General features: G+C 67.0%; 25 protein-coding genes. 8 read left to right on the top strand and 17 right to left on the bottom strand.

Going from position 1 to position 26,772, the window contains the following annotated elements; all coding sequences use genetic code 11:
- Positions 1 to 25: 25 nt before the first annotated feature.
- Positions 26 to 856 carry a mechanosensitive ion channel family protein gene (locus AABF56_RS03625; RefSeq protein ID WP_244770096.1) on the top strand — a complete coding sequence of 277 codons (831 nt, stop codon included), beginning with the start codon at positions 26 to 28 and terminating at the stop codon, positions 854 to 856.
- Positions 857 to 859: 3 nt separating this feature from the next.
- Here the strand turns inward: AABF56_RS03625 and AABF56_RS03620 are convergent, their stop codons facing one another.
- The 7 genes from AABF56_RS03620 to AABF56_RS03590 form a co-directional block, all read right to left on the bottom strand.
- Positions 860 to 1,375: a superoxide dismutase family protein gene (locus AABF56_RS03620; protein WP_133033221.1), complete on the bottom strand. Its 516-nt coding sequence runs from the start codon at positions 1,373 to 1,375 to the stop codon at positions 860 to 862.
- 69 nt (positions 1,376 to 1,444) lie between these two features.
- Positions 1,445 to 2,350 (bottom strand): carboxylating nicotinate-nucleotide diphosphorylase, encoded by a 906-nt coding sequence (gene nadC, locus AABF56_RS03615; protein WP_272804950.1) that lies wholly within the window; start codon positions 2,348 to 2,350, stop codon positions 1,445 to 1,447.
- Entirely contained in the window at positions 2,347 to 2,718 is a 372-nt protein-coding gene (locus AABF56_RS03610) for a type II toxin-antitoxin system RelE/ParE family toxin (protein WP_272804949.1), read from the bottom strand. The genes nadC and AABF56_RS03610 overlap by 4 nt, the downstream gene beginning before the upstream one ends.
- On the bottom strand, positions 2,715 to 2,972 hold the full coding sequence (locus tag AABF56_RS03605) for a type II toxin-antitoxin system ParD family antitoxin (protein ID WP_272804948.1): 258 nt from the start codon (positions 2,970 to 2,972) through the stop codon (positions 2,715 to 2,717). Before AABF56_RS03605 ends, AABF56_RS03610 begins: the two co-directional genes overlap by 4 nt.
- 60 nt (positions 2,973 to 3,032) lie before the next feature.
- Positions 3,033 to 4,631, bottom strand: a complete 1,599-nt coding sequence (locus AABF56_RS03600; RefSeq protein WP_272804947.1) for an L-aspartate oxidase — start codon at positions 4,629 to 4,631, stop codon at positions 3,033 to 3,035.
- Between the two features lie 221 nt (positions 4,632 to 4,852).
- Positions 4,853 to 5,932: a quinolinate synthase NadA gene (gene nadA / locus AABF56_RS03595; protein WP_244770092.1), complete on the bottom strand. Its 1,080-nt coding sequence runs from the start codon at positions 5,930 to 5,932 to the stop codon at positions 4,853 to 4,855.
- Positions 5,933 to 6,102: 170 nt separating this feature from the next.
- Complete coding sequence (locus AABF56_RS03590; protein WP_272804946.1) at positions 6,103 to 7,338, bottom strand: MFS transporter; 1,236 nt, start codon at positions 7,336 to 7,338, stop codon at positions 6,103 to 6,105.
- A gap of 301 nt (positions 7,339 to 7,639) precedes the next feature.
- Between AABF56_RS03590 and AABF56_RS03585 the strand changes: the two genes are divergently transcribed.
- Entirely contained in the window at positions 7,640 to 8,632 is a 993-nt protein-coding gene (locus tag AABF56_RS03585; protein ID WP_244770090.1) for a magnesium transporter CorA family protein, read from the top strand.
- Here the strand turns inward: AABF56_RS03585 and AABF56_RS03580 are convergent.
- The 3 genes from AABF56_RS03580 to AABF56_RS03570 all read right to left on the bottom strand — a co-directional run bounded on the left by AABF56_RS03580 (position 8,629) and on the right by AABF56_RS03570 (position 13,096).
- Positions 8,629 to 9,474 carry an MOSC domain-containing protein gene (locus AABF56_RS03580; protein ID WP_272804945.1) on the bottom strand — a complete coding sequence of 282 codons (846 nt, stop codon included), beginning with the start codon at positions 9,472 to 9,474 and terminating at the stop codon, positions 8,629 to 8,631. The two genes, AABF56_RS03585 and AABF56_RS03580, sit on opposite strands and share 4 nt — an antisense overlap.
- 79 nt (positions 9,475 to 9,553) lie before the next feature.
- On the bottom strand, positions 9,554 to 10,207 hold the full coding sequence (locus AABF56_RS03575; protein WP_272804944.1) for an HD domain-containing protein: 654 nt from the start codon (positions 10,205 to 10,207) through the stop codon (positions 9,554 to 9,556).
- A gap of 36 nt (positions 10,208 to 10,243) precedes the next feature.
- A complete protein-coding gene (locus AABF56_RS03570; protein WP_272804943.1) occupies positions 10,244 to 13,096 on the bottom strand; it encodes a DUF2339 domain-containing protein in 2,853 nt (950 codons plus the stop codon).
- A 163-nt stretch (positions 13,097 to 13,259) separates the two neighbouring features.
- On the opposite strand from AABF56_RS03570, the gene AABF56_RS03565 reads away from it, so the two are divergent.
- Complete coding sequence (locus AABF56_RS03565) at positions 13,260 to 14,165, top strand: PhoX family protein (RefSeq protein WP_272804942.1); 906 nt, start codon at positions 13,260 to 13,262, stop codon at positions 14,163 to 14,165.
- Between the two features lie 101 nt (positions 14,166 to 14,266).
- On the opposite strand, the gene AABF56_RS03560 is transcribed toward AABF56_RS03565, so the two are convergent.
- Both AABF56_RS03560 and recO read right to left on the bottom strand, forming a co-directional pair.
- Positions 14,267 to 14,776: a PaaI family thioesterase gene (locus tag AABF56_RS03560; protein WP_244770085.1), complete on the bottom strand. Its 510-nt coding sequence runs from the start codon at positions 14,774 to 14,776 to the stop codon at positions 14,267 to 14,269.
- Positions 14,773 to 15,537 carry a DNA repair protein RecO gene (recO, locus tag AABF56_RS03555; protein ID WP_272804941.1) on the bottom strand — a complete coding sequence of 255 codons (765 nt, stop codon included), beginning with the start codon at positions 15,535 to 15,537 and terminating at the stop codon, positions 14,773 to 14,775. The genes AABF56_RS03560 and recO overlap by 4 nt, the downstream gene beginning before the upstream one ends.
- A 204-nt stretch (positions 15,538 to 15,741) precedes the next feature.
- On the opposite strand from recO, the gene AABF56_RS03550 reads away from it, so the two are divergent.
- Positions 15,742 to 16,473 (top strand): L,D-transpeptidase, encoded by a 732-nt coding sequence (locus AABF56_RS03550; RefSeq protein WP_272804940.1) that lies wholly within the window; start codon positions 15,742 to 15,744, stop codon positions 16,471 to 16,473.
- 46 nt (positions 16,474 to 16,519) lie between these two features.
- Here AABF56_RS03550 and AABF56_RS03545 read toward each other — a convergent pair whose 3' ends face one another.
- On the bottom strand, positions 16,520 to 16,882 hold the full coding sequence (locus tag AABF56_RS03545; protein ID WP_244770082.1) for a hypothetical protein: 363 nt from the start codon (positions 16,880 to 16,882) through the stop codon (positions 16,520 to 16,522).
- A gap of 14 nt (positions 16,883 to 16,896) precedes the next feature.
- A complete protein-coding gene (locus AABF56_RS03540; protein ID WP_272804939.1) occupies positions 16,897 to 17,385 on the bottom strand; it encodes an SRPBCC domain-containing protein in 489 nt (162 codons plus the stop codon).
- Positions 17,386 to 17,456: 71 nt separating this feature from the next.
- Between AABF56_RS03540 and AABF56_RS03535 the strand changes: the two genes are divergently transcribed.
- Positions 17,457 to 17,780: an ArsR/SmtB family transcription factor gene (locus AABF56_RS03535; RefSeq protein WP_272804938.1), complete on the top strand. Its 324-nt coding sequence runs from the start codon at positions 17,457 to 17,459 to the stop codon at positions 17,778 to 17,780.
- A gap of 32 nt (positions 17,781 to 17,812) precedes the next feature.
- Here the strand turns inward: AABF56_RS03535 and bla are convergent, their stop codons facing one another.
- Together bla and AABF56_RS03525 are read right to left on the bottom strand one after the other, a co-directional pair.
- Positions 17,813 to 18,706, bottom strand: a complete 894-nt coding sequence (bla, locus tag AABF56_RS03530; RefSeq protein ID WP_272804937.1) for a BKC/GPC family carbapenem-hydrolyzing class A beta-lactamase — start codon at positions 18,704 to 18,706, stop codon at positions 17,813 to 17,815.
- Positions 18,707 to 18,850: 144 nt separating this feature from the next.
- Positions 18,851 to 21,160: a Tex family protein gene (locus AABF56_RS03525; RefSeq protein WP_272804936.1), complete on the bottom strand. Its 2,310-nt coding sequence runs from the start codon at positions 21,158 to 21,160 to the stop codon at positions 18,851 to 18,853.
- Between the two features lie 228 nt (positions 21,161 to 21,388).
- On the opposite strand from AABF56_RS03525, the gene AABF56_RS03520 reads away from it, so the two are divergent.
- The 3 genes from AABF56_RS03520 (at position 21,389) to AABF56_RS03510 (ending at position 25,823) form a co-directional block, all read left to right on the top strand.
- On the top strand, positions 21,389 to 22,438 hold the full coding sequence (locus AABF56_RS03520) for a polyamine ABC transporter substrate-binding protein (RefSeq protein ID WP_244770077.1): 1,050 nt from the start codon (positions 21,389 to 21,391) through the stop codon (positions 22,436 to 22,438).
- Positions 22,425 to 24,788 carry a putative bifunctional diguanylate cyclase/phosphodiesterase gene (locus AABF56_RS03515; protein ID WP_272804935.1) on the top strand — a complete coding sequence of 788 codons (2,364 nt, stop codon included), beginning with the start codon at positions 22,425 to 22,427 and terminating at the stop codon, positions 24,786 to 24,788. Before AABF56_RS03520 ends, AABF56_RS03515 begins: the two co-directional genes overlap by 14 nt.
- Positions 24,789 to 24,857: 69 nt before the next feature.
- Positions 24,858 to 25,823 carry a glycerophosphodiester phosphodiesterase family protein gene (locus tag AABF56_RS03510; RefSeq protein WP_272804934.1) on the top strand — a complete coding sequence of 322 codons (966 nt, stop codon included), beginning with the start codon at positions 24,858 to 24,860 and terminating at the stop codon, positions 25,821 to 25,823.
- Positions 25,824 to 25,827: 4 nt separating this feature from the next.
- Here the strand turns inward: AABF56_RS03510 and era are convergent, their stop codons facing one another.
- Positions 25,828 to 26,772 (bottom strand): GTPase Era, encoded by a 945-nt coding sequence (gene era / locus AABF56_RS03505; RefSeq protein ID WP_272804933.1) that lies wholly within the window; start codon positions 26,770 to 26,772, stop codon positions 25,828 to 25,830.

Raw genomic sequence — 26,772 nt, 5'->3', positions numbered from 1 at the left:
CTTCGATATCAACGGGGAAAGGTTCATGGAACAACAGGCAACCGACATCATCGTTGCGACGCGGGCGGCGCTGGCGCAGGCGAGCGCGCTTGCCGTGCAATATTCCTTCTCTATCCTCGGCGCGATCGTGCTGCTCGTGCTCGGCTGGTTTCTCTCCCGCATCCTGCACCGCTGGGCGCTCACCGGGCTTTCGCATGTGCGCGGCATCGATGCGACGCTCGCGCATTTCTTCGCGAACATCCTGCGCTATGCGGTCCTCGTGCTCGTCTTCGTGACGGTGCTCGGCCAGTTCGGCGTGCAGACGGCCTCGATCATCGCCGCTCTCGGTGCCGCAGGCCTCGCCATCGGCCTCGCCCTCCAGGGTACGCTGCAGAACATCGCCGCCGGCATCATGCTTCTGGTGCTGCGCCCCTTCCGGGTGGGCGAATATATCGAGACGAAGGACGTTTCCGGCACGATCACCGAAGTCGGGCTCTTCGCCACCGAACTCAAGACGAGCGACGGCCTCTATCGCCTGGCGCCGAATTCGACGCTCTGGAACACGCCCGTCACCAACTACAGCCGCGAACGCACCCGAAAGCACGATCTGCAGGTGAAAGTGCCGAACGATCGCGACATCGACAACGAGATCGACCGGCTGCTGTCGATCGCAAAGCAAGATCCCATGATCGAATCCGTGCCGCCGCCGCAGGTCTTCGTCGACAGCCTGGAGGAGAGCGCGGCCGTCCTGACGCTGCGCTACTGGGTATCGACGCCGCAATGGTTCAAGACGACGCGGGAGATGAACCGTCGCGTGCGCATCGCCTTCGGGCAGAAGCTTGGCGGGCCGGAGCCGGATGCGGCCCCGGCCGAATAGGCCCTATTCGATCACGGCGCAGGCGAGGCGGTCGCCCGCGCCGCCTGCCGGGTCGGTGCGGTAGTCGTCCGAGCCGGCATGCACGACGAGCGCGCGGCCGCGGATGCCGCGCTCGGCATCGTCGAGGCGCACCATCGTCGAATAGACCTGGGCCCGCAGCACGCCATCCTCGGCGACATACTGGTTCGGCAGGTCGCCGGCATGGGGACCGTCCGCCGAGACGAAGCCGTGACTCTTTTCATCCGGATTGAAATGGCCGCCCGCCGATTCGTGGCCGCCCGCATGTTCGCAGGTTCCGTTCTCGTGGATGTGCAACGCCACCCATTTGCGCGGCTCGAGCCCGGAAACCTCCACCTCGAACAGCACGCCGTCGCGCCCGGCGGTCACCTGCGCGCGGCCGGTCTCCTTGCCGTCACGGTCGACGAAATTCGCCCGCGCCGTATCCGTCGCCTGCTGGGCGGCGGCGGGCAGGCTCATGAGCGGGGCGGCCAGTACCGCGCCTGCAACGATCTTCCACATGATGCATCCTTCCGATTGCCATTGTCCATGGAACCGGAACGCATCGTCCGCCGGGGTGTTCCGGACGGGTCAGCTCACGACGACGTCGAGGCCGATGTCGAGCGTCGGCGCGGCCATGGTGATCTTGGAGGTCGAGATGTAGTCGACCCCGGTTTCGGCGATGGCGCGGACGGTCTTGATGTTCACGTTGCCGGAGGCTTCCAGCTTCACGCGGCGCGGATCGGCGGCATAGGTCGCCTCGCTCAACCCCGCGCAGTCGCGATTGATCTCGACGGCGCGGCGCAGGAGCTCCGGCCCCATATTGTCGAGCAGGATGACGTCCGGCTGCGCCTCCAGCGCCTCCTCCAGTTCCTCCAGCGTCGTCACCTCGACCTCCACCTTGACGAGATGGCCGGCGAAGGCGCGGGCGGCATGGATGGCGCCGGCGACCCCGCCGGAGACGGCGATGTGGTTGTCCTTGATGAGGATCGCGTCGTCGAGACCATAACGGTGCGACGAGCCGCCGCCCATGCGCACGGCATATTTTTCGAGCGCGCGCAGGCCCGGAATGGTCTTTCGCGTGCAGCAGACCCTGGCCGGCGTATGGGCGATCTCGGCGGCGAAACGCGCCGTGTAGCTCGCCACGCCGCTAAGGTGCATGAGGAAGTTGAGCGCCACCCGCTCGGCCGAAAGCACGGCGCGGGCGGGGCCGGAAACCCGCGCGATCACCGTGCCTGGCGCAAGCCGGTCGCCGTCCTTCACGAAGGCCTCGAAGCGGATTTCGGGATCCATCAGCCGGAACGCCGCGCGGACGAGATCGAGGCCGGCGACGACGCCGTCCTCGCGCGCATTCAGCTCCGCCCGCGCCGAACGCTCCGGCGCGATGGTCGCCTGGCTGGTGATGTCGCCGGCGCGCCCAAGGTCTTCCGACAGCGCCGCGCGCACCTGGTCCTCCACCATCAGGGGCGAGAGAACGGGGAGATAGGGGGTGGTCATGGCGAAGAATCCTTTTCAGGGCTGTTGGCGTCGACGAGCCGCTTCAGCGGCTCCATGCGTTCATGCAGGACGCGGAGAATGACGATATCCTGTGCCTCATCCGTGCCCGCGGCAAGATGATAATAAAGGACATGCGCAGCGGCGTGGCGCCGGGCTGCGGCGCGGGAAAGATGCATGGAGCGCACGCCGGGGCGAAGCTCGTCGCGTGCACGCGACGCTGGCCGGAGCGGGTTTTCAGCCAGGAGGTCCATGTCGTGCTCGATCAACGCGGCATAGTGCATGGCTTGGGCAACGCCGAAGGCCGTCGCCGTGTAGCGCGCGATCTCCGCAAGGTCCCGCTCGGCCTCAACCGTCAGCCGAACGGTCATTTCTCGCCGATGGCAGCGGTGAAGATGTCCGTGACGGAGCGGCCGGAAAACTCGCCCCGCTCCGACTGAGCCAGCCCGGCATCGACCGCCTTGCGCAGGAGCGCGAGCTTGGCCGCCTCGCTTTCCCGTTCCTGGCGCATCAGGCGCAGCGCATCGCGCACGACCTCGCTTGCCGAGACATAGGAGCCGCTCGCGACGGCCTCCTCGATGAAATCGGTGAATTCCGGGGTCAGGCTGACATTCAGCGTCGGCATCGTGCGATCCTTTCGCCCGATTCTAGCGTGGGAAGAGCGATTGTCAATTTTTGCCAAGCCTCAAGCCGCCGCCGTTTCCGAAAGGTCCGCCGCCACCTTCTCGGCATCGGCGAGGGTGAGGAAGGTGCGGTGCTTCCAGTCCGCCTTCTGCTCGGTGAAATCGGAGCGGAAGTGGCCGCCGCGGCTTTCCTCGCGCAGATAGGCGCCCGTCGCGATGAGCTTTGCGGTGGTGACGATGTTGTGGAAGCGCATGCGGCTGTTTTCGCGCTCCAGCGCAGCGATCTCGCGGATCGCCGTCTTCAGGCCCTCGCGGCTGCGGATGACGCCGACATGGTCGCTCATGACGCGGCGCAGGCGTTTCAGCGCCGGGCTGTCCTCGATTGTGACGAGGTCGTCGCTCTCGCCGGCATTCTTGCCCCAGTCGTTGATCTTCGGCTCCGGCAGCATGCCCTTGATGTTTTCCGCGATGCGCGCGGCGAAGACCACGGCTTCGAGCAGCGAGTTTGAGGCAAGGCGGTTTGCGCCGTGCACGCCGGTGGAGGTGACCTCGCCGGCCGCCCACAGGCCGTCGATCGAGGTGCGCCCCTCCGCATCCGTCAGCACGCCGCCCATGTGGTAGTGCACGGCAGGCACGACGGGGATCGGCTGCGTGACGGGATCGATGCCGGCGGCGATGCAGGAGGCGTAGACCGTCGGGAACATGTCGGGGAAATGGGCGCCGACCGCCTTGGTGCAATCGAGGAAGGCGCCGCGCCCGGCCTGCACTTCCGCAAAGACGCCGCGCGAGACAATGTCGCGCGGGGCAAGCTCGCCGTCCTCGTGGATATCCAGCATGAAACGATGGCCCGCGGCGTTGACGAGGTGCGCCCCATCACCGCGCAGCGCCTCGGTGGCGAGCGGCGCCGGGTCGCGGCCGATATTGATGGCGGTCGGGTGAAACTGCACGAATTCCGGATCGGCGATGATGGCGCCGGCGCGCGCGGCCATGCCGACGCCCTGGCCGCAGGCCTCCCACGGATTGGTGGTGACGGCGTAGAGATGGCCGACGCCGCCCGAGCAGAGCACCACGGCGCGGGCCGGGAAATGCACGCGGTTCTTCGACTGGCCGGCATCCGGACGTGCGACGACGCCGGAGATGAAGCGGCCTTCGCGCACCAGCTCCTCGACGACATAACCTTCGAGAACCCGGATCGACGGCGTCTTCCGCACGGCGGATATCAGCGCCTCCATGATGGCCTTGCCGGCCATGTCGCCCTTGACGCGCACGATGCGGCGCTCCGAATGGGCGGCCTCGCGGGAGAGCAGCAGCTTGCCCTCAAGGTCACGGTCGAAGGGCACGCCGTATTCGAGCAGGTCGTGGATGCGCGCCGGGCCCTCGGAGACCATGAAGCGCGCCATCTTCTCGTCGACGATGCCGGCACCGGCCTCGAGCGTGTCGGCAACGTGCTTTTCGAACGTGTCGCCGGGGCTCATCGCCGCCGCGATGCCGCCCTGCGCCCAGGCGGAGGACGCCCCCTGGCCGATCGGCGCGGCGGCGAGGATGGTGACGGGACGCGGCGCGAGTTTCAGCGCGCAGAACAGGCCGGCAAGCCCGCCGCCGACGATGACGATATCGTCGATGCCGTTCCAGGATTGCGGGCGGAAACTGTCTATGGGCATGTCATACTCCTCCGACGCTTCGGTCCGCCAGTATGCCCCTCACCTGCCTGCCGGCATCCTCTCCCCGCAAGCGGGGCGAGGAGCACCAGCCTCGCCGCTTTCCCCCTTCTCCCCGCTTGCGGGGAGAAGGTCCCGGCAGGGGGATGAGGGGCAGCGGCAACGGATCGGCGTAATGGCTCTTCGGCGCTGCCTTTCTCGAAATTTCGCGCTGACGCGCTACTCTACTGCTTCAAATTCACCATCCGCTCGACGGCAAGGCGGGCACGATCGGCTATCGCCGGGTCGACCACGACCTCCTCCGTCATGTGCACCAGGCTGTCGAGGATCTTCGGCAGCGTGATGCGCTTCATGTGCGGACAGAGATTGCACGGCTTGACGAAATCGACGCCCGGCAGCTCGGCCTGGATGTTGGAGGCCATGGAGCATTCGGTGACGAGCAGCACGCGCGGGGGACGGTGGTCCTTCACATAGTTGATCATGCCCGAGGTGGAGCCGGCGAAATCGCAGACGGCGATGACATCGGGATGGCATTCCGGGTGGCCGATGATCTCGATGCCGGGATGGGCCTCCTTGTAGGAGAGCAGCTCGGCCGCCGTGAAGCGCTCGTGCACCTCGCAGTGCCCCTTCCAGGTGAGGATCTTCTTGTTCGTCTGCTTGGCGACGTTCATCGCCAGGTACTCGTCCGGGATGCAAAGCACGGTGTCGCTCTCCAGGCTCTCGACGACCGCGAGCACGTTGGAGGAGGTGCAGCAGATGTCCGTCTCCGCCTTCACGTCGGCGGAGGTGTTGACGTAGGTGACGACCGGCACGCCGGGATAACGCTGCTTGAGCAGGCGCACGTCCTCGCCGGTGATCGAATCCGACAGCGAGCAGCCGGCCCTGGCGTCGGGGATGAGCACCGTCTTTTCCGGGTTCAGCAGCTTGGAGGTCTCGGCCATGAAGTGCACGCCGCACTGAATGATGATCTCGGCATCCACCTTGGTGGCGTCGCGGGCGAGCTGCAGCGAATCGCCGACGATGTCGGCGACGCAGTGGAAGATTTCCGGCGTCTGGTAATTGTGCGCGAGGATGACCGCGCCGCGCTCCTTCTTCAGCCGGTTGATGGCGGCGACATAGGGCGCATAGACCGGCCATTCGAAGGCGGGGATGAACTGCTTCACCTTCTCGTAGAGGTGTTCCGTCTCGCGGGCGATCTCGGGCGTGAAGGTGAGGTCCGGTTTCTCGGCGACGCCGAAGCGCTCCGCGGCAGTGAGCGGACGAGCGGCTTCGGCCATCCCCGCATGCTGGGCCAGAACGGTCATGGAACCCTCCCTTTCTTCCGCCGCCCTCCGGCGGAAAGGCTATTTTGCTCAATTTGAGCATAATAGCTTCAAAACAAAACCGGCATTGCCGGTGGTTCAGATTTAGAAACTTTTGTGACGGTTTGCAAGAAGCCCCGTCCGAATTCCTTCGGGCGGGGCGGGATTCCGGATCAGGCGGCGGCCGGGCGCACGACGCCCCTCTCCTCGATCGGCCAGTGCACGATCGCCGCGAAGATGCCGAGCGCCGCGCCGAGCCACCAGACCGGATCGTAGGTGCCGAAATGGTCGTAGAGATAGCCGCCCATCCACACGCCGAGGAACGAGCCGACCTGGTGCGAGAAGAAGACGATGCCGCCGAGCAGGCCGAGATGCTTCGTGCCGAACATGATGGCGACGAGGCCGTTGGTCGGCGGCACGGTGGAGAGCCAGAGCAGGCCCATGACGATGGCGAAGACGATGACCGAGGCCGGCGACTTCGGCAGGAGGATGAAGGCCGCCACCGCGACCGAGCGGGCAAGGTAGATATAGGCGAGGAAATAGGGCTTCGAATAGCGCTGGCCGATGAAGCCGGCGGCGAGCGAGCCGATGATGTTGAAGAAGCCGATCAGCGCCAGCGCGATGACGGCATAACGCGCATCGATGCCGATATCGCCGAGATAGGCGGGGAAATGCGCGGTGATGAAGGCGACCTGGTAGCCGCAGACGAAGAAGCCGGCGACCAGCAGCAGGTAGCTGCGATGGCCGAGCGCCTCGCGCAGCGCCTCTCCGATGGTCTGCTTGTATTCGCTCGCCGCGGTGATGCCGGAAGAGGAGTTGCCGCGCAGCGGAATACCGAGCAGCGGGACGATGAGCATCAGGATGCCGAGATAGACGAGGCTGTCCGACCAGCCATAGGCGCTGATGAGGCCCTGCGACAGCGGCGCGAAGAGGAACATGCCCGCCGAGCCCGCGGCCGTGCAGATGCCGAAGGCCATGGAGCGCTGGTCCGGCGTCACGTTGCGCGCGAAGGCCGAGAGCAGGATGCCGAAGGAGCCGGCACCGACGCCAAGGCCGACCAGCACACCGCCACCGACATGCAGCCAGAGCGGCGAAGTGCCGAGCGACATCAGGAACAGGCCGAGCGCATAGACGAGGCCGGAGACGAGCAGCACGCGCCAGGTGCCGAACTTGTCGGCGATGGCGCCGAAGAACGGCTGGCTGACGCCCCAGGCAAGGTTCTGCAGCGCCATGGCAAGGCCGAAGGTGGTGCGGTCCCAGCCGGTATCCTGCAGCATGGGCAGCTGGAAGAAACCCATCGCCGAGCGCGGGCCGAAGGTGAGCACCGCGATCAGCGAGCCGGCGAGAATGATGAGCCACGGCATAGGCCGGCTGGCGGCAGGTGCCGCAACGACGGATGGGGTGGACATGGTGCGTCTCCGGAAATCAGGCCCGGACCCTACGCCGCACCATGCATTAACAAAAGCGAATTTAATTGACCGGACGATCAGCCGGATTGATGAAAGCCCGATGCGCCGCGCTCCACCGGATGTGCTTGACGCCACGGCATTTTGGGCGCATGCCCCCGTCCGGCGTCACATGGCGCCAACCGAACCCGGATAAGATCATGGACCCCGACAGTCGACTATCGAGAGCAATCGAGCGACCGATCCGGTAGGAGCCCCGAAAAGGCTTTGCTCCGGACGGCGAGAATGCCTCAAGGAGTGAAGCATGCTGCAAATCTATGCCCGCAGGGCGGACCGCTTCTGCCTGCGCGAAATTTCCAACCCGGCCATCGAGCAGGCGATCGCCCCTGCCCTCTGGTACGACCTCCTCAGCCCGACGCCCGAAGAGGTGACGGACGTGGAGGCGGCCCTTCATGTCTCCATCCCGACGCGGGAGGAGATGGAGGATATCGAGCTGTCCGCCCGCCTCTACCAGGAGGACGGCGCGGAGTTCATGACGATGACGGCGCTCACCAATCTCGACGGCGACGAACCGATGAAGATGCCGGTCACCTTCATCCTCAAGGGCCCGACGCTGGTGACGGTGCGCCATGCCGACGCAAAGCCCTTTACGACCTTCTGCAACCGGGCACTGCGCAGCAACGGCCACAGCTACGAGACCGGCGAGGACGTGATGCTCGGTGTCATCGAGGCGGTCATCGACCGCATGGCGGACGTGCTGGAACGGCTCGGCAACGAGATCGACGGCATTTCGCGCGGGGTCTTCCGCAGCAAGACGGGTTCCTCCACCAAGAAGACGCGGGACCTGGAAGCGCTGATCGAGCAGCTCGGCCGCAAGGGCGATTTCCTCAGCGGCGTGCGCGAAAGCCTCGTCAGCATCTCGCGCCTCGTCGCCTATCATGCGGCGGTGGAGAGCCCGGCCCGCCGGCCCTCGAAGGACATCCGCCAGCTCGTCAAGCTCGTGCAGCGCGACGCCGCCTCGCTCGGCGACCACGCCGCCTTCCTGTCGGGCAAGATCAACTTCCTGCTCGACGCGACGCTCGGCCTCATCAACCTGGAGCAGAACCAGATCATCAAGATCTTCACCGTCGCCTCGGTCGTCTTCCTGCCGCCGACACTGGTCGCCTCGGCCTACGGCATGAATTTCGAGCTGATGCCGGAGCTGCAATGGACCTTCGGCTACCCTTATGCGATCGGCCTGATGATCTTTTCCGCCTTGATGCCGTTTCTCTACTTCAAGCGGCGCGGGTGGGTTTAAGCCCGCACCTTCATCGGCCAGCGTTCGCTGCGCGTCCGCGTCACGCGCACCGTATCGCCGAGGCGGACCTCGCCCTCGCCGCGCGGCACGGCGTTCCAGCCGAAGAGCACGCCGGGCACGCGGCGGTCGGCGGACATGCGCTTTTCGGCAAGGCCCTGGATCGGGTTGCCGCCGATGCGCTCGCCGGTCATCTGGTCCTGCGTGGTCATGATGCAGCGGGCGCAGGGTTTGACGAAATCGAAGGCGATGCCGTTGATCTCGATCGATTCCCACAGGTCCTCCGCCCAGGGCTCGTCGCAGGAGACGAGGATGTTGGTGCGGAAGCGGTCCATGCCGACGGGCTCCTGCCCCTTGGCGATAAGGGTGCGGTTGAGGTCGGCGAGCGAGCCGGTGGTCGTGACGAGGACCGGGAAGCCATCGGCGAAGGCGACCGGTGCCGGGCTGCCGGCCCAGTCCTCGCCCTCCAGCCGCGCGGCCCCGGCATCCATGTGCACCAGCTTGACCGGGCGCGCGAGCCAGTCCGACAGGACGTCGTTGACGGCCTCGTCGGCGACGGCGGCGTTGACCGGGCTGTCCCAGACGGTCACGTCGAGACGGTCCTCGGGATCGAAGCTGGCGAAAAGCTGGCGACCTTCCATTTCGAGATGCAGGCTTTCGCCGACCGCCGTCGCCTCGACGCGGGCCAGCGCCTGCAGCTCGCGCTGGGTGATGAAGCGGCCGTCCGGCTCGACGACCATGAAACGCCGGTCGCCGGCAAGGCCGTCGAGACGCACGGCGGCGCTTTCGACGGGGATGGCCCGGCCGCTCTTCAGCGGGTGAATGTTGAGACCCTCGACCTTCATGCGGGCGACCTTTCCTGAAACGTTGATTCAACGGCCTGCCGGAGAGATTCAATACGGCGGCACAAAAGCATGTTTTTCTTCAGATTTCATCCAGGAGCATGGCGCGGATCGCCCGCAGGCGCTCCGTCCGCTCCCCCGCCATGCGCGCACCCGCCGCCGTCTGGAACCCCTCCGCCAGCTTGAACAGCTTGACCTCGAAATGATCGATGGCGAAGGCCTTGTCGTCGAGCGGGCGGTTTTCGCCGAGCGGATCCAGGGGATCGTAGAGGCCGCTGCCCATGCGGCCGGCAATGTAGAAGCAGCGCGCGGCACCGATCATGCCGATCGCATCGAGCCGGTCGGCATCCTGCAGGATTTTTGCCTCCAGCGTCTGCGGGGCAAGATTGGCGGAGAAGCTGTGCGTGAGGATGGCGTGGGCGACGGCGGCCACATCCTCCTTGCTCCAGCCTTCGGTGGCAAGCAGGCGGGCCGCCTTCTCGGCGGCAAGGCGCGAGGCCTCGGCGCGCAGCGGCGAATTCTTCTCCACCGCCACGCAATCGTGCAGCAGCACGGCGGCCGCCAGCCGCCGCGGGTCGCCGCCCTCCTCCGCTTGAATACGACGCGCGCTCTTCCAGACGCGGATGAGATGCGCGGCGTCGTGCGAGCCGTCATCGGCCGAAAAGGCCTGCGGCAGCAGGCGCTCGGCAAGGGGGCCGAGGGGCGAGAAGGCGGCAGCGAGGCAGGCGAAGGTCATGGGCGATCCGCAAGTGGTTGCCCATGACCTAGCCTGTCACGCCTCGGCGTTCAATTCCGCCTTTTCGCCGGTCCCGGACTTTCCCGAGAGGATCTTCTGGTAGAACAGGCCGATGCCGATCAGCACCGCGCCAAGCCCGATGAAGGAGAGCGCCCGGAGGATGCCTTCGAGATTGGCCATGTCGACCAGGAAGACCTTGATGACCGCGATCAGCACGAGGCCGGCGGAGGCAAGGCGGATGCTCTTGGAATCGAACTTCGAGCCGACCGCCAGCAGCAGCACGCCGAGCAGCAGCCAGACGACCGAATAGGTGTAGGTCTCCGGCTGGAGGAACCCCTTCCAGTCGGCGATGCCCTCGCCATGCCAGTAGCGGCGCACGCTGAGCGTGACCCAGGCGAAGGCGAGCGCCACGCCGGTCAGCGCCAGCATGATCACATAGGGCATCGGCCGCCGGCCCCGCGCATGGAAGGCAAGGCCGCCATAGGCGATGCCGGGCAGCAGGTAGCCGACGAAGAGAAGATCCAGGAACGGCCACTCGCCGAGCAGTTCGCCGGTGAAATAGGGGTTGAGGCCGACGAAATGGGCGCTGAGGATCGACAGGACCGAAAGCCCGCCGACCACCATGGAGCCGTAGCGGAAGACCGGGCTCGGCGATTTCAGGTCGAGCGACATCAGGATCGCCGAAGCGCCGATGACCAGCAGCGTGTAGATCGACTGCTCGCCGAGCGTCGGCACGGAACTGTCGAGCACGCCGCCGTTCATGCCGTGCCGCACGAGGATCGCCGCCGTCAGCAGAAGGAAGAGGCTGGCCAGCGCCTGCAGGAGATTGCGGATTTGCGTGCCCGGCCAGCGGCGCAGCTCGAAGGCCGAAAGCGCGAGCAGAGCGGCCGGAATGCCGTAGCCGGCGAGAAGCTGGTTGAAGACCGGCGTCTTGGAAAGGTTCGCCGCGCCGACGATGGTCGGCTCCCAGCCGATGCGGCCGGCGACGATCGCGGCCGCCCCGGCCATCAGCCAGGGCAGGACCGGCCAGCGGCGAAGGCGCGTCGCGAAGACGGCGGCCGTGCCGAGGACCGCGATGCCGAGCGTCGTGGCAAGGCCGTCCGTCATGGCATGCAGCGCCAGCACGAGGAAGGCGAAGCCGCCGGCGGCGAGCGCCCATTGCGGAATGAACGGACCGTCCTCCTCCGCCCGCCCGCGCGAAAAGACTTCGGCAGCCGCAAGGAAGGCGAGGCCGAGCGCCACGGCGAGAAGACCATGCTTGAGGTCGAAGGATAGGTTGCCGAAATTGAGGAAGCTCAGCGCGAGGATGGCAAAGGGCACGGCCGGGGCGATGAGGCTCCAGAGCGCGGAAAAGGCCGACGACCCCGCCATGCGCAGGCGCACCGCCGCAAGGCCGACCGCCGCATAGGCGACGGCGAGCAGGAGCAGCAGGTCGACCGGCACGACGGCGATCACCGGCACCGGCAATGGCAGCGCCGCGGTGTCGTCCAGCGCCGGCGGGGCCAGGATGGAGACATCGTCGAACAGCAGGCCGCCCGGCCCGACCACCATCGCACCGACGCCGACCACGGCCGCGATGGCGGAAAAGAGCGCCGGGTAGATCGCCCAGCCGCGCAGCGCGCCGAGCACGGCAAGCGCCATCACGATCGCGGCAAAACCGTAATCCGCCCGGGAAAGCGCCGGCACCGCATTGGCCAGAACCAGCGCCGGGAAGGTCAGCGCCAGCGCGCCGGTCAGCGACATGGCGACGGCGGGCGGGGCAAGCAGGCGATCGAGCGGATCGGCGGAGGCGGCGCCCGTCGCGGGCGGCACGTCTTCCGCCGTGATGCTGCCCGGCCAGATGACGCCGTGGCCAAGCGCCAGCACGAGCATGGCGAAGAGCAGCGGCACGACCGCGACCGTGCTCGCCTCCGAAAGATAGAGCACCGCCCAGAGCGCCATGCCGGCATTGGCGAGCGCCGGCACGACCTGCCACCGGCGGATGCGCGCGGCGGCGAAGGTGGCAAGCCAGGCGACGGAGAGGAAGCCGAAGAGGCCCCAGGCGCTCGGCTCCTCGGTCGCGACCAGCGCGGGCGTCACCAGGGAGGCGAGGAGGCCGAGGCCGGCGAGCGCCTGCCCGTGCAGAAGCGACAGGCCGATCGTCGCGAAGGAAACGGCGGCGAGCAGCACGAAGGCGGTCAGCGGACCGAAATAGCCGTAGAGTTCGTAGGAGACGTAGGTGACGGCAAAGAGCGTGATGGCGCCGGCGGCCGTCAGCACGCCGGGAATCATGGCGTTCTGGAAGGCGTTGGCGATGACCGGCAGGGTACGGCGGCGCACGAACTCGCCGACCGCCATGAGCACGAGGCCGAAGACGGCGGCCAGCGACAGCCGCACGGCCGGGCTGAGCAGCCCCGCCTCGATGGAATACTTGACCATGAAGATGCCGCCGAGCGCCAGCGCGATGCCGCCCACCCAGACGGCCCAGCGCGCGCCGATGCGGCTTTCGAAGCTCTCCTTCGGCTTTGCCGCGACCACGGGAACGGCGGAGGCCGTCGCGACGGCTTCGTCCGCGCCCTCGCTTGCAACCGCCGCTTCGGCCGGAACGGCGGGCCCGCCGCCGAAGATGGAGCGGCCCTTCCCGGCCTCGTCCGTCCCCGTTGCCTGCGCCGTGGCCCAGGGGCTTGCGAAATCGGCGGGCGCCGGTTCCTCCGCCGCCTCTTCGGGGGCGGTTTCCGCGGTTTCCGCGGCCGCCGTCCCCACCGGGGCCGCCGCCCCTTCGGCCTTCAGCGCCTCGACCTCGCGCTTCAGCCGCATCACCTCTTCGCCGAGTTTCTGCACGCTGTTTCGCGAAGCATTGAGGGTATAGAGCGCCAGGCCGATCGCGACCAGGGAGAGGATTTCGAGCATTGCGACTCCAACGCGGGCATTGTCCGGGCGCGGAGACTACCCGGTTTTTTCCAAAGACTAAACGGGGTTACGTTTGAGGCCGGCGTTCTCTTCGGTATTGTCGCATGGTTTTCATGCAAGGCGGGCAGAATGGTGCCTCTCTACGTCAGCCTGGGAGCCCGCCATGACCGAGACCCTTCGCAACGCCGCCGCCGTGCATGCGGAACGGCACCCCGGGGGTGGCCTCGGCTATGCGCACGCCATCGTTCGCGGCCTCGGCAATCTTCTCGGCCGCCGCTCCGCGGCTGCCGGCCAGGCCCCGGAGAAGGCGCTGGCCTCCACGGCGGACCGTGCAGCCTCGCACCGGCGTGTCGCCGCTGCCGGCTGCCTCACGCCGTGGGGGACGCGGCTGATGGCGGAGGTCGATCTTCATGATGACGCCGCCGGCCCTTCCGGCGCCCCTGCCGGCTGGATCGTCGAGGTCGATCCGCAGGATCCGGACGCCGCCCCGAAGAGGCGGACCGCGCTCGGCCGTCTCGGGCATCGCGGCCTCTCCTGCCTCGTCAACGGGGATGGCCGCGTGGTCGTCTATTGCGGCGATGGCGGAGGTTCCGGACACCTCTACAAATTCATCACGCACGGCACCTGGCAGCCTGGGGACCGCACCGCCGGCCGGGACCTCCTCGACGACGGCACGCTGTTCGTCGCGCATTTTGCCGCCGATGGCGAAGAGGACGGGATGCCCGTCGTGTTCGACGCGGCACCGCTGGTGATGGAGCACGGCACGCTGGCATGGATGCCGGTCGTTGCCGGGAAACGCCCGCTGACCGCCGCCTACGGCTATGCCGGCCCGACCGGCGTGCGGACAGAAACGCGCCGCGCCGCCGCACTCCTGCGCGCCACCCGCATGGACGGCATCACGGATGTGACGGCGGATCCTGAGGCCGGCACGGCCCGCCTCCGGCTGGCCGGCAGGCAGACGGACGCCCGCAGCCGGTTCAACCACGTCATCGAGATCACCGAAGCCGGCGGCGACGCCGCCGCGCTGCGCGCGCACTGGGAAGTGCTTTCGACCCACAGCGGCCATTGACCCCTCGACGGCGGGGCCGAGGCCCGGGCACTGCCTAGAGCATTTCCGGTGGACCGGAGTTCACCCGACGCCGAAGCAATCTCGCTTCGGCTGGAAATGCTCTAGCGCATCAGGTTCTCGATCGGGAAGAGCGCGCAGGTTTCCGTGCCGTGGGCCAGCAGCTTGCCGCTTCCATCGCGCAGCCAGGCCTCGGACGTGGCGATGGTGCGGCCGCGATGCACGATCCTGCCCTCGCAGAACACCTCGCCCATGCCGGGCAGGACGGGGCGCACGAGGTTCAGCTTGAACTCGATCGTCGTGTAGGCCTCGCCCGGCCTGACGACGGAGAAGACGGCGCAGCCGAGCGCCGAATCCATCACCGTCGCCGTCCAGCCGCCGTGCACCGTGCCGAGCGGATTGAGATGGTCGGCCGACGGCAGGCCGGAAAAGACGACGCGGCCGTCCTCCACTTCCGTCAGGCTGAAGGCGAGCGTCTTGGCCATCGGCGGAGCGGGCAGGTCGCCTGCCAGCATCGCCTGCAACACCTTCAGCCCACCGTCGCGCTTCACCACGTCGAGCGGCAGCGTGCCGATGCCGGCGACCGTCAGCCCCGGATAGATTTCGACCGTCATGCATGCGCCTCTTCGGGTTGGTCGTGTCGCGGCGTGCCGAGCGCCTTCAGGGCCGCCTGGATGAAGCCGTCGCGGGCGCTGGCGAGTTCCAGCCCGCGCGGCTCGCAGACATGGCGGTTGAGGAAGAAGGCCGTCAGCCGGAAGCCGTCGGCAAGGGCGGCGGCATCGGCGGCGTGCCGGCTCTCGTCGCCGAGGAAGGCCGGCAGCGCCAGCATCTTGCCCGCCCAGGGCGCGCCGGCCGCGCGCGAGACGGCACGGCCGGATTTCGGCGAGACGTAGCAGAGATCCTCCCGCGTGCCGGTGGCGGCGCATTCGAGGAGGTCGAGGCCGAAGCCGAGGTCGTTGAGCACGGCAAGCTCGAAGCGCACGAAGAGCTCGCCGGCATCGGCCGGCTCGTGCAGGTGGTCGAGGATGACGGAAAGCGCCTCGTAGAGATGGGGATGCGGATCGCGCTCCGGCAGGAAGCGCAGCAGCGCCGCCATGGCCTGCACGCCGTAGACGGCGGTCGCCGTCTCCATCAGCCGCCCGGCGCGCAGCTCCAGCGGCTCGATGCGAAACTCGCCGAGATGCTCGTCGAGCCGCGCGCGCCAGGTGACGTCGACGGAATTGCCGGGCTGGAGCACCGGCTGCATGGTCCGCGAGCGCCCGCCGCGCACCATGCCGAGATGCCGGCCACGGCTGCGCGTCATCACCTCGGCGATCACCGAGCTTTCGCCATGGCGCCGTACGCCGAGAACGATGGCTTCCTCACTCCATTGCATGGTCAAAGCCTTACGCCCTCGCCGGCACCGGGGCAAGCGGGCCGCAGCATGCGGCGGAACGACGCGTGGCCGCAGGGCCACACCCAAGCCATTGCCACAGTTTCGCTTTTTTCTCGCCGCGCCGGTGCCCGCTTTGCCGACAAAGAACCCGCGCAAGGCTTTCAAGCCAGATTCCGGAATTGAAGAACGACAGGTGCCCCCTTCATGTGTGTGTCCCGCGCCCGCGCTTTCGCGGCTCTCCGCCCCCTCGCCCTCCTTGCCCTTGCGGCGACGCTCGCAAGCTGCGCCACCACCGCCAAGCCGGTGAAGAAGGGGCCGGACCCGATGCATGTCGCCATGTACGGGCCGCATCCGGACGAGCGCTTCCCGCTGCCGGCAATGGATATCAGCAAGGTGGATCCGAGATATTTCCGCCAGCAGGTCGCCTACCAGACGGCGGAGCCGGCCGGCACCATCGTCATCGACACGCAGAACCGCTTCCTCTACCTCGTGCAGGGCGACGGCATGGCGATGCGCTACGGCATCGGCGTCGGCAAGGCGGGACTGGAGTTCGAGGGCGGCGCGCGCATCGGCCGCAAGGCGGAATGGCCGCGCTGGACGCCCACCCAGAACATGATCGCGCGCGAGCCGGAGCGGAACCTGAAATGGGCCGGCGGCATGGAGCCGGGGCTCACCAACCCGCTCGGGCCGCGCGCGCTCTACCTGCACAAGGACGGCAAGGACACGCTCTTCCGCATCCACGGCACGTCCGAGCCGTGGTCGATCGGCAAGGCGGTGTCGAGCGGCTGCATCCGCCTGTTCAACCAGGATATCATCGACCTCTACGGCCGCGTGCCGACCGGCAGCCGCGTCGTCGTGCTGCAGCACCAGGCGCCGGCCGACCAGCCGGTGCCGATGGCCGCCGCCGACGGCCTGACGCCGCGCGCCGCCATCTGAGGCATTTCCCGGGGGCGGCCTTGCGCCCGTCCCCGGACCGGTTTCATCACCAGGCGTCGGGCTCGCGCACCATGTGCACGATGTTGGCCGGGTTCATCACCCAGCCGCCGCGAAAGCCCGCGCCCAGATCCTCGATGGGATCGCAGCGCACGACGCCGTTCCGCTCCAGATGGCCGAGGGCGAGCTTGTGGTCGGGCGTGAAGAGCTCCAGCCACACCTCCGCCTGGCTGTAGCCCGGTGCCTCGTCGATCCACAGCCGGTTCGGGCCGAGCAGGAAGCCTCTTGCCGGGGCCTTGTCGTCGAAGGGCTCCAGCCCGACGACGTCGCGGTAAAAGGCGAGCGTCGCCTCGTACTGGTGCGAGGGGACCTTCATGGCGATGTTGATGCCGCCCTTGATTTCAGCCGTCATGGCAACCTCCCGCCTCACGTGAAATCCTGCTGCTCGGAGGCGACCACGCCCTTGAGCTCGCTCGGATAATAGCCCTCGCGCAGGTTGATGCCGTATTCGACATAGGCCTTCATGCAGGCCAGCATCTGCGACCAGCCCTCGCAGTTCATGTAGGACGATTTCTGGCCGCGGGCGTTGTCGAGCCAGCCGGTCTCGGCGATGGTCACCATCGTGCCGCCGTCCTCCAGCGGCGCAAAGCGCATCTCGACGCGCGTCTTGTAGGGCGCCTCCCCCTCGTCCACCATCGCATCCCAGCGGAAGACGATCAGCGCGTTCTCCTCAACCCTGTCGACGATGACCGGGGCCATGCCCCACCAGGTGACCGTCGTGCCCTCGACCAGCGGGGCGCTCGCCCCGCCGATGGTCGTGAAGTAGCCGCTCAGCTTCTTCGGATTGACCACCGCGTCGAAGACCTCGGCGACCGGCTTGCCGATGCGCCCGTTCACACGAAATTCCAGCGTCATGCCGTCCTCCTCCGGGGCGCACGGCCCCTCTCGATCTTGTCTGCCGCCAAAATATGTTATAAAAACATAACATGTCAAGCGAATCGAAAGAGGACGCCGTTTTCAAGGCGCTGGCCAACGGCAAACGGCGGCAGATGCTGGATGCGATCAAGGATGCGCCGCTGACGACGGGCGCGCTGTGCGAGCGTTTCGCGGAGATGGACCGCTGCACGGTCATGCAGCACCTGAAGGTGCTGGAAGAGGCGGACCTGATCGTCGCCCGCCGCGAGGGCCGCGAACGCTGGAACCACCTCAATGCCCTGCCGATCCAGGCGATCCACGACCGCTGGATCAGCCGGTATGCCGGCCACGCGATGAGCGTTCTTTCGGCGCTCAAGGGTGAGCTGGAGGGTTGAGGCGCCGCCGCCGCGAGGACGGCGCCCCAGCCTCAGACCTCGGCCGCGATGCGCCCGATCTCGGCGATGACGGCATTGCGCTCGTCGCCGGAAATTCCGGGGATTTCACAGAAGGCGGCGACGATGACGGCGCCGCGGTCCGGCGACCAGGCGACGGCCACATCGTTGGCATTGCCGGCCTTGTCGCCGTTCGTGCCCGTCTTGTCGCCGGTCATCCAGTCGGCCGGGAAACCGGCGCGCAGCCGCGTGTCGCCCGTCTTGTTCATCACCAACCAGGCGGCGAGCTGCGCCTTCGAACGGGCCGACAGCACCTCGGCGAAGAGCAGCCTGCGCAGCGTCTCCACCATGGCGGTCGGCGTCGTCGTGTCGCGCTCGTCGTCCGGCGCCTCATGATAGTTGAGCGTCGGCTCCGTGCGGTCGAGCCGCGTCACTTCGTCGCCGAAACCGCGCAGGAACGCCGTCACGGCCTTCGGCCCGCCCGATGCGGCGAGCAGCAGGTTGGCGGCGGCATTGTCGCTGAGCGTGATCGTCGCCTCGCAGAGTTCGGCAATCGAGATACCCTCCCCGCCGACACGTTTCTCCACCACCGGCGACCAGTCCACGAGGTCCGCTTCCTTCACGACGATGCGCCGGTCCAGCGTCTCCTCGCCCCGGTCCACCCGGGCGAGGATGTGGCCCGCCAGCAGCGCCTTGAAGGTGCTGCACATCAGGAAGCGTTCCTCCGTGTTGTGACCGAGCCGCGCGCCTGTCGCGAGATTATGTATGGCAACGCCGATGCGCCCGCCGTGACGCGCCTCCAGCGCGGCAAGCCGCTGCGCGAGGTCCCCGCCGGCGGCAAGGCTGGTGCCGGCCGCCAGCGCGGAAACCACGGGAACGGCAAGAAGGGCGCCGGCCATGGCCTGCCGGCGTGAAATCGTGATCGTCATGTCTGCTTTCCTGTCTGTCGGATACCGACCGCGCCTTGCGGCCCGGTCCGTTTGAGCCCGCCCACGCCGCAACAATGGACGGCGGGGCGGTTCAGGACAAACGACGATTTCTGCCGACAGCCATTAGGAAAACTAGGGCATGCCTTATTTTCGCTTCATCGCCTCGGCCAGCGCCGCGCCGAAGGCGCCCTGCGCGGGCGCCTGCTGCTTGGGCGCCGCCTGGCTGAATTTCGGCTTCATCTGGGCGTTCCTGTCGCCCCGCGGGGCATTGTCGCGGGCGGCCGGCGCGCCGCCGTCCTTGCGCATGGTGAGGCCGATGCGCTTGCGCGGCACGTCCACCTCGGTGACGCGCACCTTCACCACGTCGCCGGCCTTCACCACCTCGTGCGGATCCTTGACGAAGCGGTCGGCGAGCTGGGAGACGTGCACGAGCCCGTCCTGGTGCACGCCGATATCGACGAAGGCGCCGAAGGCGGCGACATTCGTCACCGTGCCCTCCAGCAACATGCCGACCTTGAGGTCCTTGATGTCGTCGACGCCGTCAGCAAAAGTCGCGGTCCGGAATTCCGGGCGCGGGTCGCGGCCGGGCTTTTCCAGTTCGGCGAGGATGTCCTTCACCGTCGGCAGGCCGAAGCGCTCGTCGACGAACACCTTCGGGTCGAGCCTCTTCAGCGCCGCACTGTCGCCCATCAGCGTGCGCACGTCCCGCCCGCAGGCCGCGACGATCTTCTTGGCGACGCCATAGGCTTCCGGGTGCACCGAGGAAGCATCGAGCGGCTCCCTGCCGTTCGGGATGCGCAGGAACCCGGCGCATTGCTCGAAGGTGCGCGCGCCGAGGCGCGGGACCTTCATCAGCTCCTTGCGGCTTTCGAACGGACCGTTGGCATCGCGATGCGCGACGATCGCCTCGGCCGAAGACTTTCCAAGGCCGGAGACGCGCGCGAGCAGCGGCGCGGAGGCGGTGTTGAGGTCGACGCCGACGGCGTTCACCGCGTCTTCCACCACCGCATCCAGCGAGCGGGAAAGCTTCCCCTGGTCGACATCGTGCTGGTACTGGCCGACGCCGATCGACTTCGGCTCGATCTTCACCAGTTCGGCAAGCGGATCCTGCAGGCGGCGGGCGATGGAGACGGCGCCGCGCAGCGAGACGTCGAGGTTGGGGAATTCGGCGGCAGCCGTCTCCGAGGCGGAATAGACCGAGGCGCCGGCCTCCGATACGATGACCTTGGTGGGCTTGGGCGCAGGCAGCTGGGCCAGCATGTCGGCCACCAGCTTCTCCGTCTCGCGGCTGCCGGTGCCGTTGCCGATGGCGATCAGCTCGATCCTGTGCTTGCGGACGAGGCTGGCGAGCTCGGCCTGCGTGCCGCGCACGTCGTTCTTCGGCGGGAAGGGATAGACGGTCGTCGTCTCCAGCACCTTGCCGGTATTGTCGATGATGGCGACCTTGACGCCGGTGCGGATGCCCGGATCGAGGCCCATCGTGGCGCGCGTGCCGGCGGGCGCGGCGAGCAGCAGGTCCTTGAGGTTGCGGGCGAAGACGCGGATCGCTTCCTCCTCGGCCCGTTCGCGCATCTCGCGCATCAGGTCGAGCGAGAGCGACATGGAGAGTTTCACCCGCCAGGTCCAGCCGATCACCTCGGCCAGCCACTTGTCGCCGGGCTTCGTGCCGATGGCATAGAAGGAGGCGATGATGCGCTCCACCGGCTTGACGGCCTCGGTGCTGTCCTGGTCGACGACGATGTCGACCGACAGGAACTCCTCGTTCCAGCCGCGCAGCATGGCGAGCGCCCGGTGGCCGGGCACCGTCGCCCAGCGTTCGGTATGGTCGAAATAGTCGGAGAACTTCGCGCCGGCCTCCTTCTTGCCCTCGACGACGCGCGAGCGCAGGAAGGCATTGTCCTTCATGTAGTCGCGCAGGCGCTTGAGGAGATCGGCATTTTCCGTGAACTGCTCGGCGACGATGTCGCGCGCGCCCTCCAGCGCCGCCTTGACGTCCGGCACCTCGGCCGAGAGGAATTTTTCGGCCAGCGCCGCCGGCACCTGCGCGCGATCGGCCAGGATCTGCTCGGCGAGCGGGCCGAGGCCCCGCTCGCGGGCGATCTCCGCCTTGGTGCGGCGCTTGGGCTTGTAGGGCAGGTAGATGTCCTCGAGCTCCGCCTTGGTCGAAACAGTGGCGATCTTCGCGGCCAGCTCGTCCGTCAGCTTGCCCTGCCCCGAAATCGATTCGAGGATCGAGGCGCGGCGCGCCTCCAGCTCCCGCAGATAGGTCAGCCGCTCGGACAGCGTGCGCAGCTGCGTGTCGTCGAGGCCGCCGGTCACTTCCTTGCGGTAGCGCGCGATGAAGGGCACCGTCGCCCCCTCGTCGATGAGTTCCACGGCGGCGGAAACCTGCGCGGAGGTCGCCTTGATCTCGGCGGCGATCAGGTTCGCGATCTTGAGCGGTGTCGGGGCCATGTCGAATTCCTCTGGTTGGCGCGGTCGGCGACCATAGTGCGCGGCCGGCGGGAGGCCAACCGCAGGCCCATGAGCCCGCGACCACGTCCACAATATATATCACCGCCGGAAAGGACGGCAGGACTGTGCCACGGTTGAACACCCGTTAATACAGGCTTAGAGGTTGTAACGCTTCATAAAGTCTTGCCGTCTATCCTCACCGCACGTAACGGCAACGGGGCCTTCGGCATGCGCGGCGCTTTTCTTGCAGCAGTCTCACTGGCGGCCCTCCCCGCGGAAGGTCCCGCGCATGCGGCAACCCTCAACCTGCTGATCTGGGAAGCCTATATCGACGAGCAGATCCTTGCCGACTGGACCGCCGAAACCGGCATCAAGGTGCGCCAGACCTTCTATGACAGCGGTGACGTGCGCGACGAGATTCTCGCAGACCCGAACAGCAATGTCGATGTCGTCGTGACCAACGAGAACGGCGCCCGGCTCTACGGCAAGCGCGGCGTCATCGCCGCGCTGGACCAGAACAACGTGCCGTCGCTGAAGGACTATGCGAAGAGCTGGGCGAGCCGCTGCGGCGGCTACGGCGTGCCCTATCTGTGGGGCACGATGGGCATCCTCTACCGCTCCGACAAGATCACGACGCCGCCGACCTCCTGGGCGGACATGATGAAGCCGGCCGAAAGCCTGCGCGGCCATATCGCCATGTACGACGACCACGCCGAGGCCTTCGTCGCCCCGCTCGTCCTGCTCGGCAAATCGGTGAACGCCAACGACAACGAGACGCTGAAGGCGGCCTACGAGCTGATGAAGGCACAGGCGCCCTATGTGCTCACCTACGACTATGTGGTCACCTCGGTGCAGAACCCCGACAAGGGCCCGGACATCCACATGGCGCTCGGCTATAGCGGCGACCAGTACACACTGAACGACAAGGTCGCCTCGCCCGGCCTCTGGCGCTACGTGGTGCCGAAGGAGGGCACGCTCTCCTGGCTCGACTGCATCTCCGTCAGCGAGCGCTCGCACAACAAGGCGCTGGCGCTGCAACTGGTCGATTATATCAGCAATGCCGAGAACGGCGCCCGCAACGCCATCAAGCTCAACATGCCGACCGCCAGCTCCGCCGCCCTCGCCCTGCTGCCGGAAGATATGCGCTCCAATCCCGAAATCTATGCCGCACCGGAAATCCTGGCCAAGAGCCAGTTTCAGGAGGAACTGACCGTGCAATCGGTCCAGGCCCGCCGCCGCATCATCAGCAGTCTGGCCCAGATCAGTGACGCTCGGTAAACGCGCCCTCTCCCTCATCTTCCCGGTCGTGCTTGCTGGCTACGTGCTCGCCGCCTCGCTGATCTACTATGTGCAAAGCTCCTCCATCCTCGCGCTGGAACGCGCGCGCCTGTGGCAGCAGATGGGCCTGCTCACAGCCGTCTTCCAGAACGAGGTGACGCAGAACCGCAGCTTCATCTATTCGCTCGTCGAGGGCGGCGCGGTGCGTCTCTTCGTCAACGAGCCGGATGCCGCCTATCGCAACACCGCGCTCGGCGTGCGCCTGCAGCAGAGCATCACCTCGCTCTCCGACGACCGCAAGCGCTTCATCTCCGTGGCGATCATCCGCCCGCCGCTGACGGTCGACTACTATTTCGAGGACAGCGACGATCCGTTCGCGGAGATCACGCCGCAGCAGATCCGGCATGCAAGGCAGGTGATCGAAAGCCCGCGGCTCTCCTCCTGGAGCTATCTCAACGCCGCCGGCATCGAACCGCTGATCGTGCATTCGGAGTTCATCGATCCGCTGACCTTCAACCGTCCGGTCGCCAGCGCCAAGGGCAGCGCGATCCTCGTGCAGACCGCGGTGCGGCCAAAACTCTTCCTCGACATGAAGCGGGCGCTGGAGAAGGAGTACGGCACGACGATCGAAATCGGCCAGCACCAGCTCCTGGCGCAGGGCAGCCTCTCCGCGACCGCAACGCTGAGCCCGTCTCTCTTCGCCCGGCTGACGCCGGATCCGGTCTTCATCGAGAACCGGCTGTGGACGCTGAAGTCGCTGCTCGCGCTCGGCGCCATCGCGCTCAGCCTGTGCACGATCATCCTCGTGCTCGGCCTGGTGCGCCGCTACATCACCAATCCGATCGCCCGGCTCGACCGCCAGCTCACCGACGTGATGACCGGCAACCGCAGCGCCCTGCCCGAGATGAACGAGATCGGCGAGATCGGCCGCCTCTCGGCGAACGTCAAGCGGCTGCACGACCAGTCCCTGCAGTCCTTCGACCTCGTGCAGAACGCCTCCTGGACGGATACGCTGACAGGCATTTCCAACCGCGAATATTTCAACATCCGCTCCACGCAGATCCTTGAGGAGGCGGAGGCCGAGGATACCGGCTGCACCCTGCTCTTCATCGACGTCGACAACTTCAAGTTCGTCAACGACAAGCACGGCCACAAGATCGGCGACGAGCTGCTGAAGACCCTCGCCGACCGCATCTCCACCATCGTCGCCCGAATCGTCTGCGAGCGCGGCCTGCCGGCCGGCCTCTTCGCCCGCCTTTCCGGCGATGAATTCGCCATCATGCTGCGCTGCCAGCCGGGCAGCGGCACGATCACGGAAGTCTCGAACGAAATCCTGTCGCTCTTTGCCGAAGGCTTCGCGGTGCTGGACAAGGCCTATCCGGTCACCGCCAGCATCGGCATCGCCGTCTATCCGGAAGACGCCCGCACCCTGCCGGAGCTGGTCGCCAATGCCGATGCGGCCATGTACCAGGCGAAATCCCAGGGCAAGAACGGCTCGGCCCGCTATTCCCGCTCGCTGCACGAGAAGCGCAACCGCCAGCGCCGCATCGAGGAGGAGCTGCGCGTCCTCGATCCCGACCGCGAATTCCACCTCGTCTACATGCCGATCGTCGACGGACACGGCAAGGTGACGGGCTGCGAGGCGCTCTTGCGCTGGACCTCGCCCGTCCTCGGCCGCGTGACGCCCGACGAATTCATCCCGATCGCCGAGACGACCGGCCTCTTCAGCAAGATCGACTGGTGGGTGATCGACAGGGCGATGGCCGAATACGGGCAGATCAAGAAGCTTTTCGGCGCCGACACGATCCTCTGCATCAACATCTCGTCGGCCGAACTCTACACGAAGTCGATCAGCGACCATTTCTGCGACAGCGCCGACCGGCACGGCATCGATGCCCGCATGATCGAGATCGAGCTGACCGAGACCTTCGCCGTCAAGCTCGGCGAGCAGTCGCGCCGCAACATCGAGATCCTGCGCGCCCGCGGCTTCCGCATCTCGATCGACGATTTCGGCGCGGGCTATACCTCCGTGCAGCAGATCATCGAATATCCCGCCGAGACCATCAAGCTCGACCGCGAGCTCGTCGAAAGCCTCACCCGCTCCGCCGCGCTGCCGACGCTGCGCGCGCTCGTCGCGCTCTGCCATGCGCAGGACATGTCGGTGATCGCCGAAGGCGTCGACACGACGGAGAAGATGGCGCTGCTCGCCGCCGCGGGCTGCGATCTCTACCAGGGCTATCTCATCAGCCGTCCCCTCTCCCTCGATGAGATCGGCATCTGGGCGATGCAGCGGCTTGTCGAAAAGGCCCGCGAGGTCGCACAGAGCCCGGATCGCCGCGCCCGCGCCTGATACTTTCCGCCACTTGCCGTCTCTCCTGCGAGCCCCTATCCCTGTTTGCGGGGCCGCAGGAGGAGTTTTATGCGAAACGCACCGATCTTCATTCTGGGCCTCGCCCTGCTCATCTGGTCCTTCAACAGTTCGCTGATCGCCAGCGCGCCGGAGGGCGCAACGAAGCTGATGGCCCATCGCGGCGCGCACCAGGCCTTCAGCCGTGAGGGGATCGACGACGACACCTGCACGGCAAGCCTCATCGACCCGCCCGGACACGATTTCCTGGAAAACACCGTCGCCGGCATGCAGGCGGCCTTTGCCGCGGGCGCCGAGGTCGTCGAGATCGACGTGCACCTGACGCCGGACAAGAAATTCGCCGTCTTCCACGACTGGACGCTCGACTGCCGGACGGACGGCCAGGGCGTGACCGAGGAGACGGACAGCGCCACGCTGAAGACGCTCGACATCGGCTACGGCTATACGCCCGACGGGGGCAAGACCTACCCGTTCCGCGGCAAGGGCGTCGGGCAGATGCCGATGCTGGAAGACATGTTCGCCGCCAATCCGGCCGGCAAGCTGCTGATCAACTTCAAGAGCCGGCGGGCGGAGGAAGGCGAGGCGCTGGCCGCGCTGCTGGCGGCCAATCCGGCCTGGAAGGACAAGATCTTCGGCATCTATGGCGGGGCGGAGCCGACGGATGCGGCGCTCGCCGCGGTGCCAGGCCTCAAGGGCTACACGAAGGCCTCAGTGAAGGCCTGCCTGCTGCGCTATCTCGGCACGGGCTGGATCGGCTATGTGCCGGAGGCCTGCCGCAACACGCTGGTGCCGGTGCCGAGCAACTACGCCTTCCTGTTCTGGGGCTGGCCGAACCGCTTCCTGACGCGCATGAAGGACGCCGGCAGCGACGTGGTCCTCATCGGCCCCTATACCGGCGGCAGCACGGTCGGCATCGACACGGCCGAGGAGGTGGAGAACCTGCCGGAGGAATTCCCCGGCTATGTCTGGACGAACCGCATCCTGGAAGTCGGCCCCGCCGTCAAGGCTCGGCCGTAAGCCGTCACGAGGTCGGGAAATCGAGGCCCATCTCGCGGAAGCGGGCCGGGTCGTCGCCCCAGTTCTCACGCACCTTCACGAAGAGGAAGAGGTGCACGGGCTGTTCGAGGATCTCCGACAGCTCCTTGCGCGAGGCCATGGAGATCGCCTTGATCGCCTCGCCGTTCTTGCCGAGCGCGATCTTCTTCTGGCTGTCGCGCTCGACATAGATCACCTGCTCGATGCGCACCGAGCCGTCCTTGCGCTCCTCCCACTTCTCCGTCTCGACATGGGAGGAATAGGGAAGCTCCTGGTGCAGGCGCAGGAAGAGTTTTTCGCGGGTGATTTCGGCCGCAAGCTGGCGCATCGGCAGGTCGGAGATCTGGTCTTCCGGATAATACCACGGGCCTTCGGGGAGCGCGGCGGCAAGATAGTTCATCACGTCCTCGCAGCCCGAACCGTTCAGCGCCGAGATCATGAAGGTGCGCTCGAACTTGACGACCTCGTTCGCGGCGGCCGCTAGCTTCAGCAGGTCTTCCGGATTGACGCGGTCGACCTTGTTGAGGACGAGGATCTTCGGCTGGTGGACCTCTTTCAGCCCCTCCAGGATCGTCTCGGCGTCGCCCTTCAGGCCCCTTTCGCTGTCGATCAGGAACATGATGACGTCGGCGTCCTTCGCCCCGCCCCAGGCGGTCGTCACCATGGCGCGGTCGAGCCGGCGGCGCGGCTTGAAGATGCCGGGCGTGTCCATGAAGACGATCTGGGCATTGTCGTGGATCGCGATGCCGCGCACGATGGCGCGCGTCGTCTGCACCTTGTGGCTGACGATCGTCACCTTGGCGCCGACGAGGCGGTTGACCAGCGTCGACTTGCCGGCATTGGTCGCGCCGATCAGCGCCACGAAACCCGAGCGGGTCGTGCCCTCACCGTTCGTGTTCGTCTCGGCGGGGTTCTCGTGTTCTTCGCTCAT

Origin of the sequence: Shinella sp. WSC3-e (assembly GCF_945994535.1) — a bacterium.
In the GTDB taxonomy this organism is placed as follows: domain Bacteria; phylum Pseudomonadota; class Alphaproteobacteria; order Rhizobiales; family Rhizobiaceae; genus Shinella; species Shinella yambaruensis.
This window is presented reverse-complemented; position numbering and strand designations above follow the sequence as displayed.